Source organism: Sphingobacteriales bacterium (assembly GCA_016719635.1).
In the GTDB taxonomy this organism is placed as follows: Bacteria; Bacteroidota; Bacteroidia; order Chitinophagales; family JADIYW01; genus JADJSS01.
Map to the genome: position 1 here is coordinate 204,549 of JADJYT010000002.1, position 12,474 is coordinate 217,022.

At 42.3% G+C, this 12,474-nt stretch carries 10 protein-coding genes; 5 read left to right on the forward strand and 5 right to left on the reverse strand.

Going from position 1 to position 12,474, the window contains the following annotated elements:
• Positions 1–141 precede the first annotated feature (141 nt).
• From IPM95_05145 to IPM95_05160, 4 genes are all read left to right on the forward strand, one after another.
• Entirely contained in the window at positions 142–1,428 is a 1,287-nt protein-coding gene (locus IPM95_05145) for an MFS transporter (protein ID MBK9328703.1), read from the forward strand.
• A 100-nt stretch (positions 1,429–1,528) separates the two neighbouring features.
• On the forward strand, positions 1,529–2,632 hold the full coding sequence (locus tag IPM95_05150; GenBank protein ID MBK9328704.1) for an HlyD family efflux transporter periplasmic adaptor subunit: 1,104 nt from the start codon (positions 1,529–1,531) through the stop codon (positions 2,630–2,632).
• 4 nt (positions 2,633–2,636) lie between these two features.
• Positions 2,637–3,872, forward strand: coding sequence for an ABC transporter permease (locus IPM95_05155; protein MBK9328705.1), 1,236 nt, complete (start codon positions 2,637–2,639; stop codon positions 3,870–3,872).
• On the forward strand, positions 3,869–4,561 hold the full coding sequence (locus IPM95_05160) for an ABC transporter ATP-binding protein (GenBank protein MBK9328706.1): 693 nt from the start codon (positions 3,869–3,871) through the stop codon (positions 4,559–4,561). Before IPM95_05155 ends, IPM95_05160 begins: the two co-directional genes overlap by 4 nt.
• Positions 4,562–4,564: 3 nt before the next feature.
• On the opposite strand, the gene hemH is transcribed toward IPM95_05160, so the two are convergent.
• The 5 genes from hemH to mazG form a co-directional block, all read right to left on the reverse strand.
• Entirely contained in the window at positions 4,565–5,587 is a 1,023-nt protein-coding gene (hemH, locus tag IPM95_05165; GenBank protein MBK9328707.1) for a ferrochelatase, read from the reverse strand.
• 44 nt (positions 5,588–5,631) lie between these two features.
• Entirely contained in the window at positions 5,632–6,930 is a 1,299-nt protein-coding gene (hemL, locus tag IPM95_05170; protein ID MBK9328708.1) for a glutamate-1-semialdehyde 2,1-aminomutase, read from the reverse strand.
• Between the two features lie 74 nt (positions 6,931–7,004).
• On the reverse strand, positions 7,005–7,511 hold the full coding sequence (locus tag IPM95_05175) for a DUF1905 domain-containing protein (GenBank protein ID MBK9328709.1): 507 nt from the start codon (positions 7,509–7,511) through the stop codon (positions 7,005–7,007).
• Complete coding sequence (locus IPM95_05180) at positions 7,504–11,175, reverse strand: GHKL domain-containing protein (protein ID MBK9328710.1); 3,672 nt, start codon at positions 11,173–11,175, stop codon at positions 7,504–7,506. The genes IPM95_05175 and IPM95_05180 overlap by 8 nt, the downstream gene beginning before the upstream one ends.
• 4 nt (positions 11,176–11,179) lie before the next feature.
• Entirely contained in the window at positions 11,180–11,959 is a 780-nt protein-coding gene (gene mazG, locus IPM95_05185; GenBank protein ID MBK9328711.1) for a nucleoside triphosphate pyrophosphohydrolase, read from the reverse strand.
• Positions 11,960–12,036: 77 nt separating this feature from the next.
• On the opposite strand from mazG, the gene IPM95_05190 reads away from it, so the two are divergent.
• Positions 12,037–12,447, forward strand: coding sequence for a hypothetical protein (locus IPM95_05190; protein MBK9328712.1), 411 nt, complete (start codon positions 12,037–12,039; stop codon positions 12,445–12,447).
• The last annotated feature ends 27 nt before the right edge of the window (positions 12,448–12,474 follow it).

Here is a 12,474-nt window from a genome sequence, read left to right on the forward strand (position 1 = left end):
ATGAGTAAATTCAAAGAATTTTGTGTAATTCTACATTTTCATAGGAAAAAAGTTCTTTAACACTTTATACAATAAAAACACAGAAAAGAATAGATTCTTTTATTCTATGTGGTTTACATTTCAGATACGTAACTTCGTACCGTGAAAAACGAAAAATTCATATTATACCTTCTCACGTTTATCTGGTTCTGCGCCATCGTGGATTTTTTACTGATGCTGCCACTCGGAACGGAATTGATGCATTTATACCACATCCAGCCCCGGGAGTACAGCATGCTGATATTTGCATTTTCGCTGAGCGGCGGCATTTCGGCTTTTATGGCTGCATTTTACATAGACCGCTATGACCGAAAAACCGTCTTGCTCACTGCATTCTTCTTTTTCGCTATCGGCAGTATCTTATGTTCCTTTGCACATACGTATCATCTAATGCTGTTTGCCAGGTTCTTTACCGGCCTGTTCGGCGGATTACTGGGCGGTGTTTCTACCGCCTATATCAGCGACATGGTACCGTATGAGCGGCGGGGAAAAGCGATGGGTATCCTGAATCTGGGGTTTGGGCTGGCTTCTATCGTCGGTATTCCATTCGCCATCTTCATTTGCGAACACATGGATGTTTTCTGGCCTTTCCGTGTGATTGGGATTCTGTCTTTAGTCACATTGATACCCGCCATTTACTACTTACCCGAAATGCGCGACCACATTCCGCCGGACAACAATAGTATCCAGGACATTGCGCTTGCCATATTTTCACTGGCAGCCTATCCTTTCGTCTATTATCTTTCGCGGGCGGCACGATACCGGCTGAAAGTAAATATCTCGAAGATTGCGGAAGTGCTGCGCGTATTGAAGGACAAGAACCTGCAAAATGCTTTGCTCTTCGGCTTCTTTCTGGTACTGGGTCATTTTATGTTCATCTCTTTCATCAACCCGTATCTGGTGGGCAACCTGGGATTCAAACTGGAAGACACCAAATGGATGTATATCGTTGGAGGCATTTCCGTTTCGCTCACGTCTCCTACTATCGGTAAATTTATTGATACACTGGGAAAGCTGAAATCTTTCCGGATTCTGATTCTGCTATCTTTCATTCCTATTTTAGTGATTTCGCATATCCATGAGGCATCCATCATGATGGCCTTACTGATATGTGCTTTCATGTTTATCTTCAACAGTGGCCGTATGATTGCTGCCCAGACTTTAATTACAGGCGCACCAACGGAAGAACAACGAGGTAAATTCCTGGTCATCGGATCTTCCCTGATAGAAATGAGTGAAGGGTTCTCCGCATTAATCGGCGGCTTGATTCTTACCAAAGACGAGGTGACCGGGCATTTGAACAACTACAACTACATTGCCTATATTGCTGTGTTGATTGGTATTCTGTGTATTTACTTAGCGAGCCGGATAGAGGTGAATGCGGAATAACACCTGATAAATATCATATCCTGTATAGAATTTACATTCAAAAAAAATGTACCTTTAAAGGTATTGTTTTGATAAAAAGCTACAGATAGCCAGACAACCTATGCTTACCCGTAAATACTATTATTATTTTCTGCTTTATGCTTTTTTTTTGGTGAGTTGCGGAAGAAAATCGGAAACGACCAAACCAGTCCGTAAAGACATCACAGAAACCGTTTTTGCATCGGGCACCCTGGAGCCGGATCAACAATACAATCTGACGGCTCAGGCGGAAGGCCATCTGACGGAATTAAATCTGGAAGAAGGCAATACAATCCCAGCCGGAAAAGTAGTAGCGGTGATAGACAATATTCAAAACACCATCAGCGCTATCGGCTCTAATGAGTTGTTATCAGTTGCAGAATACAATACCAATAAGAATGCGCCCGCTTTCAAACAGATCGAAGCCAATATCAGCGCAGCAGCAGAAAAATTAAAACTGGATATCGTGCAGGAAGAACGGTACAAAGTACTGTATGAAAAGGGTGCCGCTACCAGGAATGAATATGAAACCAGGCAACTGGCGACAAGCAGTTCCAAAGCCAACCTGGATGCACTCAGGGCTTCTTACGACGCCTTGAAAAAACAAACGCAACAGCAGTTGATAACGCAGCGAACACAAACAAAAGTAAATAATTACCTGAACAGCAACAATCAGCTGAAAGTGGTCGTAAGCGGAAAGGTCTATAAAAAATTCAAGGAAAAAGGAGACTACGTCCGCAAAGGTGATATTATTGCGACTATCGGAAATCCAAATGTACTTTATGCCAAGTTAAGTGTGGATGAGTCCAATATTGCAAAAGTGCAGGTCGGGCAGGAAGTGGCAATTCAACTCAACACGTATAAAAGCAAATACTATAAGGGCAACCTGTATGAGATACTGCCTTCCTTTGACGAAAGCACCCAGTCGTTTTACTGCAAGGTCAAGTTTACAGACTCTCTTGACTTCAAGTTAGCCCGTACACAATTACAGGCAAATATTATCATTGGCCATAAAAAGAATGCGCTGCTGATTCCCCGCAACTATTTAGGCTATGGCAATACAGTGATGGTCAAAGGTAAGAAAGAACCGGTAAAGGTAACGACCGGCTTCATTGCTGACGAATGGGTGGAAATCACCGGCGGTATTCAGGAGACAACCCTCATCACCACAGAAAATCTACCATAACTGCATGCGAACCACCGTAAATGTAGAAATAGCGCTTACCCACCTGCTCACCCGCAGGAAGCAAACTATTGTGGCGGCTTTGGGGGTAATGATTGGAGTGGCTATTTATATTTTCATGAATTCCATGATGACCGGTTTTGACCGCTCTGCCAATGAATCCTTTTTTAAAACGATGCCGCACATCCGGATTTACAAAGAAGATGTCATCAGTAGATCCATCTTGCCGGATCCCTACCAAAGCACGACCCCTGTTATCATCAATCCCAAGATCGCAACAGACGCGAAAAACCTGATTAACCCCTTTCAGATTGTCGCTATGCTGAAAAAACAACCGGATGTCGTTGCTGTAGCGCCGAATGTAACGGTCAATATTTTTTACAACAACGGAAAGTCTCAGCTAAGCGGTATTGCCTCCGGCATAAATGTGCCGGAACAAAATAAAATGTTCAACATCGAATCCTTTTTAGTGGAAGGCAATATTAACGATTTACAAACCACTCAGAACGGTATTATCCTTGGAACGGGTATTGCCGCCAGTCTGAACATTCAACTCCACGACAACATTACGGTGACTTCTTCCAAAGGCGTATTCAAGGTAATGAAGGTGGTTGGATTTTTCCAATCAAACAACTCCCTGGTCGACAAATCGAAATCATACATCAACATAGCGGCGGCGCAGCAACTCCTGCAAGCAGGTCCCACATATGTAACGGATATATACGTCAACATCAAGAATCCCGACATTTCAGACCGCTCCATTCCTGCCTTCTCCAGACTGACGGGTTATGCGGCGGAAGACTGGAAAAAAGCCAACGAAGCGATACTGTCGGCTTACAAGGCAAGAAGAATTATGGGTTATGCCATTTCCTTATCTATACTGCTGGTAGCGGGATTCGGCATTTTTAATATTCTGAACATGTCCATCCTGGAAAAAATGAATGACATCGCCATACTTAAAGCCACCGGATTTTCCGGAAAAGATGTCGTACGCATTTTTGTGTCACAGGCTGTATTCATTGGGGTAGCAGGTGTTTTGCTAGGCATCGCGCTGAACTTCGTTCTGGTGCGGGCGATGAGCAATGTCTATATTGGCGGCGACACCGGATATTTCCCCATACGCCTTGAACCGCTTATTGTAGCCGAAGGAATCCTTTTCGGATTAATCATCACCTTTATCGCCGGTTATATTCCATCCCGGAAAGCTGCCAATGTTGACCCGGTAAGGATTTTCAGGAAATGACGGATAGGAAAATCATATTGAGTGCGAAGGGCATCGGTAAATATTTCTATGAACCGGTGAAGTTCAAGGTATTGGACAGCATAACATTTGATATCCGTCAGGGCGAATTCCTCAGCATCATTGGTAAATCAGGCTGCGGAAAGTCCACGTTGCTCTATATCCTTTCCACCATGGATACGGATTACGAAGGCGAACTGATCATAGATGGCGAAAACCTGACACACTATAAACAGGAACAACTGGCCGCCATCCGCAATGAGAAAATCGGGTTTATCTTTCAGTTCCATTTCTTACTCCCTGAATTTTCCTGTCTTAAGAACATCATGATTCCGGCATTAAAACTTGGGAAATATTCCAGAGAAGAAATTGAAGCCAGAGCGTATGAAAAGCTGAAATTGCTGGGATTAAAGGACCAGGCACTGAAACCGTCTTCCAAGCTTTCGGGCGGTCAACAGCAGCGGGTGGCGATTGCAAGGGCCCTGATCAACGACCCGCTGATCATTATGGGTGATGAACCCACCGGAAATCTGGATACTGCCAATACAAATAACGTATTTGACATATTAAAAGAACTGGCACATGATTTCAAGCAAACCATCATAGCCGTCACACATGATACGGATTTTGCCAGAGCCTCAGACCGAACCATAGAAATGGAAGACGGAAAGATCATCAGCCTGGGGTATTAAAGATTACCCGGTCACGAGATCACAGACCGCTTCCACCCATTTGTCTTCGGAATTCAGGCTTTCCACCAGTGTGATGCTTTCGCCGCCATGTTCTTGGTACAGTTCCAGGTATTCCGTACGGATTTCGTACAAGGTTTCCAGGCAATCCGCCACGAATGCCGGGGAAAAAACCAGCAGCTTTTTCTTACCTGCTTTTGTCAGTTCTGGGATGACTGCCACCGTATAGGGTTCCAGCCAGACTTCCTTCCCCAAACGCGACTGAAATGTCACGGTAAATTTATCTTTCGGGAGATTCAATTTTTCCGTAATCAGCCTCGTCGTTTCATAGCATTGCGCTTTGTAACAATGCTGATTGATTTCTGTCATCTTCGCACAGCAGTCTTTGTTTTGCAAACAATGCTTACCCGTAATATCGGCGTTCTTTAAATGACGCGCCGGCAAGCCATGGTAGGAAAACAAGACATGGTCGTAATCATCGAAATTGAATTTATTGCCCTGCGCCGCAAACGCATCGATAAATTTCTCCTTGTCGTAAAAATGATGAATATATTTCAAATCCGGAATGGTCAGCCATTTGGATGTAATTTCCTGTACTTTCTGAATCACTGAATCGTTACAGGCGGAAGAGTATTGCGGAAACAAGGGCAGCACCACAATCTTATTCACCTGCTGCAGCCTGAATTTCTCCAGGACACTCGCCAGACTTGGATTTTGGTACCGCATGGCATATTCCACCACAAATTCATCACCATTCAGTTTTGCAGCTACTTTTTTAGTCAGGTCCTGCAGGTGATAAAGCAAGGGCGACCCTCGGTTCTTATCCCATATCTCGCGGTAGGTTTTGGCAGAATTTTTATAGCGCAGTGGAACAATGATGCCGCGCACCAGCAATTGGCGAACCAGCCACGGATAGTCAATCACACGGCCGTCGGTTAAAAACTCATTCAAATATTTAAACACATCGCCATTGTTCGGGCTGTCGGGTGTTCCAAGATTTACGAGTAATATGCCGGTCTTTTTGATCATACCTTATGTTTGATATCCGTGTCTCTTTTAAAAAAATGAAAGATTTACGCCTGTATAAATAAATTATCAAATGCATTGTTCATCACAACGGTTGTTTTATCAATATCTTCATCCGAATGTGCCGCAGAAACAAAACCCACTTCATAGCCGGAAGGACCGAAATAGATGCCATTATCCAGCAGGTAGTGATACACCTTGGCGAATAAAGACATCTTGCCTGAATTAATCTGGTCGGCACGATTCAGGTGTGCCATATCGGAAAACGCAAACCAGAAAATGGAACCGATATTGTAAATCGTAATCTCGTAGCCTTTCGCACGGATATGCTGCCGGATGCCATCTACCAATTTATCAGTCTTATGTTGCAGCTGATGGTAAAAATCAGGCTGCAAACATGCCGTAAGCTGCGCCGCACCTGCGGCCATCGCCACCGGATTACCGCTGAGTGTGCCTGCCTGGTAAACAGGGCCGAGCGGCGAGATATGATTCATGATTTCATGGCTGGCACCATAGGCACCTACCGGCATTCCGCCGCCGATGATTTTTCCGAATGTGATGATATCGGGTTGTATCTTATAAAGACCCGCTGCACCTTCAAAGCCGACACGGAACCCTGAAATGACTTCATCGAAAATCAACAGAACGTTATACTTCGTACACATTTCGCGGAGATACAGCAAGAATTTATGCGACTGAATCAGCAATCCGTTATTGGCCGGTATCGGCTCTATGATGACAGCGGCAATTTCGTGGTGCAGTTTTTCCAAAGTTGTACGAAAGGCTTCCTCGTCATTTAACGGCAACACGATGGTTTCATTCGCAAAGCTCTCCGGCACACCGGCAGATGTTGATTCACCGAATGTGACCAGACCGGAACCCGCTTTCACCAATAAAGAATCGACATGTCCGTGATAGCAGCCTTCAAACTTGATGATTTTTGATTTTTGTGTGACACCGCGCGCCAAACGCAATGCGGACATGACCGCTTCCGTTCCGCTGCTGACGAATCTTATCATCTCGATAAAGCTATGATTCGAAATAATCAATTCCGCCAATTGGTTTTCCAAAGCTGTCGGCGTGCCGAAAGAAGCGCCATTTTTAACGGTTTCAATAATTGCCTGTTCAACAGCATCATTTGCATGGCCGAGAATAAGTGGGCCCCAGGAACAGCAATAGTCAATAAATTCATTGCCGTCTTCATCCCAGACATGGGCACCTTTTCCTTTTTTCATAAATACGGGTGTGCCGCCTACTGATTTAAACGCACGCACCGGAGAATTGACGCCTCCCGGCATCAAGGATCTTGCTTTTTCAAAAAGTCGTTTGGAATTATCTTGTTTCATTTGTTTACATTCATTCACTCTAGAAAAATAAAGCGTAAAAATACGAAATCGGATGTATTGTTTGGATTAAATGATCATATATTCTCTTTAGAACTGCGGATCATTTCGGCGTAATTCTGTTTCAGGAGCATTGCCCGCACTATCCGGACAATACGTTTTTCTTTTGTTTCCGGGGTTTTAGCCGCATCCACATATTTGCTGAAATAGTTCTGATGAGAAGACGGAAGCGATGTAAAAAAGGCTAACGCCTCCGCATCATCCTGCAGGCAAAGCATCAGGTCCCGGTTTAATTCATATTCCGTTTCATCTTTTTCCAGTTGCACAAAAATCTCCGCCCCGGTCTTTTTCCCCATCCGTTTCCGCAAGTCTGACTTCAATGGAAGAATATAATTTCCTTCGCCCATCGGTATTAACGATATACCATTGATAGCAGTTTCATCGAGGTATCCTTTTACCCTAAACGATTTTTTGTCACCCGGATTCATCTTTTCGGCAATATCAGATGGAATAAAGATATAGGACCAGCCGGTTTTCTCCCCTTTTCTGCCAAATTTTTCTATGACGGTCTTCCAATCAGGCATCTTTCCATTTTGGTAGCTGAATATAAAAAACAGTATGCTCACTTACGACGGAATCAAACCATATTTTTCCATTCATCCGTTCCACAATATTCTTGCTAATGGCCAATCCCAATCCGGTACCACTGGATTTTGTGGTGAAATTGGGCTCAAAAATGTGCGTTCTCTTATCTTCCGAAATCCCAATACCATTGTCTTTTACCAAGACAACATAACCGTCTTCAGTTACATTCATTTCTATATCAATTCGGCCTTCTCTTGTTTCGGGTATTGCCTGTGTGGCATTTTTAATCACATTGGTAAACACGCGCATCAGCTGTTCCCTGTCGCCGTATACGTACGCATGTTCCGGCAACGGGCTGACGGAAATCTCCACATGCTCCATTTCCCTGAATAATTCTATCGTTGAAATCAGCAAGGGTACGCTGTCCACCTTTTCAAAACTGCCCTGCGGCATTTTGGCAAAATCTGAAAAGGCTGTAGCAATATTGGATAAATTATCTATCTGCTCAATCAGGCGATGTGCTATTTTTTCGGTCATATCCTTGATATCCGGCGAGTCATCTCTGAGTGCACGTTGTAAATGCTGAATACTCAGTTTCATCGGGGTAAGCGGATTCTTAATTTCGTGTGCCACCTGTTTGGCCATTTCCCGCCAGGCTCCTTCCCGTTCTGACTTTGCCAACAAATCCGCGCTCTTTTCCAACTCCGCCAGCATGAGGTTATATTGTTTCACCAGCAATCCGATCTCATCATCATTTTTCCAGGTAATCGGCGTATTGGTTTTACCAAACTGCAAGCCTTTAATACTTTCGGAAATAAGCGTCAGCGAATTGGTAATCGAACGCGACAAGACGACGGCGAAGAAAGCGGCTGCTATCAGGAAAATCACATATACATTGACCAGCGCCACTAAAAAATAGGACAAATCTTCCTGAAAGCTTTTTTGTTTTCCGTAATAGGGGAAATTAAAATAACCCAACACCTTCCCATTGCTCCTGAACGGCTGATAGGCGCTTAAATAGGTAAGATTGCCGACCGTTTCATCCTGTACAAACTTAGACTTTCCTTTGATGATTAAATTATAATAAGCACCGGCATCCATCTTTTCCGATATCAGATTTCTTTTAAATATCTCCGGCTGAGAGGACTGCAGCAATTCCCCTTTAGGACTGTAGACATTAATATCCAGAGCGTGTATGGTCGAGAGCGTTTTGGTCTTTTGCTGTATCACCTTATCGAATGTATTGCTGCCATACAAAGGATATTCTTCGAGGTAATATTGTGATACATTCTTCATCACCGTATTCACTTTCTTGAGCAGACGGTTATTGTGATAAAGGTTGTACTGGTACTGAAAATAAACCATGGTTACAACGCCAATCACCAGTAATGAAAAGAGCACCAGTGTAATCATGGAATTCTGTATTTGTTTTTGCAATGTATTCCCTTTTAAGAAATTCCGCAGGGAGTCGTTACCCCAAAATCTTTCAGAAAACCCGATGTAATCCATCAGGATGAAGAAGAACAGAAAGAATATCAGGATATAGGAAAAAACAGACAAGGTACTCAACGCAGGCTGATTGCTTTCGGACAGCACAATTTGTTTATCCCTGCCGTAGTAAATCATGTGATTATAGTCGTTGTTCTTGAAGTAAGTAAACTCCTTGTTGGACTTTACGGGAAAATTAAACTTTATCTGATATTCATATTCCCCTTTCTGCTTAACCAGGTATTTGCTGTCATAGATGGCATATGAAAAATTGTCAAACTCTTCGTCGTAGTAATTTTTCTGTTTCAGCAACAATTCGGGATAAGCACTATATGAACTGAATATTTTAGGAATGAGTTCTACAAACAGGTAACCCAACAACACGCCATCCTCTTTAATTGGGAAATAGCCCAGGTATTTTTCTCCGTTTTCCTTTATCGACAGATAATAGAAATTAGCTGAGATTGATTTGGCTTTTTTGTAAAAGCGGGCATTATTTAATTTATAAAATTCCTTTTGGGCAATCCCCACCAGTGGAACCCCATCTTTGTCAAACATATAAGTCTGAATATGATACCGCTTTACAAACTGCTTAAAATATTTGGAAGAAATGCGTTTATCAACATCGAAATTTGACAGATAGGGACTCTTAAAATAGGATTTAATAAAATTATCCTTTACTATCTGCTGTTCCGTCTCAATCAATCCAAACTCTTCACCTACGTCGCGCTCCGCTACCAGTTCCTCCATTCTGTATTTACGCTTTTCTATATCCTTTTTACCGGTATTGTAGATAACTACCACAGAAGTGAGGAAAGCAATCAATGACAACAAAACCAGATTAGCTATAAATCTGTATTTCCTGTTGTTCTGTATAAACGAATGTTCGTAATAAAAGAACAGAAAGAAAGTAAAGAGCCACAGGAGCAGAAAGAAAGGATAAAAGAGATCCGTGAACTCTCCGATAATATAACCAACTGCCCAACCGATCAATGCATAAACCAGAAGATAAACAACAAACCGTTTGTCCGGTTTTGCATCGAAAATCCATTTCATCCAGTACAACAAACCTGACATCAGCAACCCAAAGACAACCAGGCTGATAAAGGTGTACCGGTCTAAAGTGTTAATCAGGTAAAAATTGAAACTGATAACGGAGTTCTGGATCACACTCTGCATGATATATATCATCACAAAATAAATAGCCACCGGAAATGCCAGGATAAAATAGATAAAATTCATTCTTATTTTATCAGATGGAATGAACCTTAGGAAAGAAAGCGACCAGGTCAGCAAAAAAATCCGGATCAACAAGGCGCCCAGCGTATTGCTCCAGTAAGCTGAGGCATACAGATTGGAAGAAAACAAGAGAGAGGTTTTAGTCAGTGAAAATAATTTCAATTGATTGCACATCAGCTCTGTAAATAAGGATATGAGTAAGACAACTATAAATGCTGTCCAGTATCGCTTGCGGTTCAGCATCTGTTTAATGATCTGATACATGGACCAGAACAACAGGAGCAAACCAAATATTTCCACCAAAACGATATAGGGATTGTAGATGGTGTCAGCGTTATCCGCCACGCGTATCGAGAATAAGTAAGTGCCGCTATGGCTGAAGACGGAATTTGTCTTACTGGTTTCTTTGTTGGATACCACAAATCGCTTCAGGAACGGATGATTCCAGACGAATCCGTTCGCAAGGAATTTATTGTTGGTGGAATACTGGAAATAAACCGGTAATAGCGCATAAACATTTACCAATCCGTCCTCAGAAGATTTATGAATCACCTCGTAAAATCCGTTCGCTTCCTTAAGAAAATGAATGTCGCGTTCAGAAAGTTTATCTATGTTTTCAGGAACGAATGAATTTGCAGACCAGAAAACAAGTGCATCTTCCTTATAGACATACAGCAGTATTTTCCCATCCTTGTTATACTGATTATTGACCGCAATGATTTTATCGTATGAATCCGCGGAAGTCAGTAACTGCGGTGACTGAACCATTTTTTCAGCAGCCTTTTCCTGCGCATGCAACTTACGTTCTACAATTCTTTTGGCCTTATACACGTTGGGTGCAACCATCTGGATCGTATCTATCAACACACTAACGGTTAATAATACTATGCCTGCAACAGCGGCGACGGCAACCTTATGTTTTCTCCAAAAATCCAATTTGTTAAATTTCTTTCTTTAATGTCTCTTTGGCCTTATTCCATATTTCATCCAGTTGCTCCAGATTCATATTATGCATATCCAAATTATGTTCCCTGGCATACTGTTCCATCCAGCGGAAACGCTTCATGAATTTCTGGTTTGTTTTCTCCAATGCTTTATCAGCATCGACGTCAATGAAACGCGAATAATTAATAAGCACAAAAAGTACATCTCCGAATTCCAGTTCTATTTCCTCCTGATTTTGGGACGCTACAGCTTCCGACAGCTCCCCCAATTCTTCCAGCACCTTATCCATTACCTGTTCCTTATTATCCCAGTCAAAACCTAAGCTTCTGACCTTATCCTGTATACGCTGCGATTTGTTGATAGCCGGCAATCCGGCCGGCACACCTTCCAGCACAGATTGCTTACCTTCTTTCAGTTTCAGCAATTCCCAGTTTTTCTTTACATCCTCTTCATTTTTCACCACCACATCTCCATAAATATGCGGATGACGGAATGTCAGCTTCTCCGAAACGGCATCTAAAACATCTGTCACATCAAACTGATTTTGTTCTTTTCCGATTTTACTGTAAAAAACGAGGTGTAAAAACAAGTCCCCCAGTTCTTCCTTAACAGATTTCCAGTCTTCCTTTATGATAGCATCTGAAAGCTCATAGGTTTCTTCAATGGTCAGCTTACGAAGTGTCTGAATAGTCTGCTTTTTATCCCACGGGCACTTTTCCCTCAAATCGTCCATTATGTTCAGTAAACGCTCAAATGCAATTAACCTGGAATCCATGATTTTTTATACAAATCTACTATTTTGAAACAAATAGTTGTTTTTGATGTTGACTAATTAGAGCATTTCCCGTACAAATGATTCATTATCTGAAATTTGACTGTGTAAATCTGAGTCCATTTCAACAGGGAATGCTGTCCGCATTGCTGGTTACGCTTATTTCGATTGTCTGTTTAGTGTTTCATCAAGATTCCATGTTGGCCTGGGATATGCTGATTTCTCCCATTCTGCTGTTTTGTTTTTACAATCCAGTCCTCGGAGCTTTCCAGCAAAAACCACTCCAATATTTTACAAAATCTACTCTGATATTCATTTCAATTGCCTTCTATATTCTTTTCTCCGGTAATTTTATCTCTGTTTTTTCCTACAAACAATCCGGTGAACTGCACTTATTTACAGCATTGATTATTATATTTTACTTATTGATGCATCTGCTCACCCTGATTTTTCGCGGAATCTTATATTTGCTGACACAAATCGATGACTGAACAGTCCCTCCATTTCCTTCTTTATCC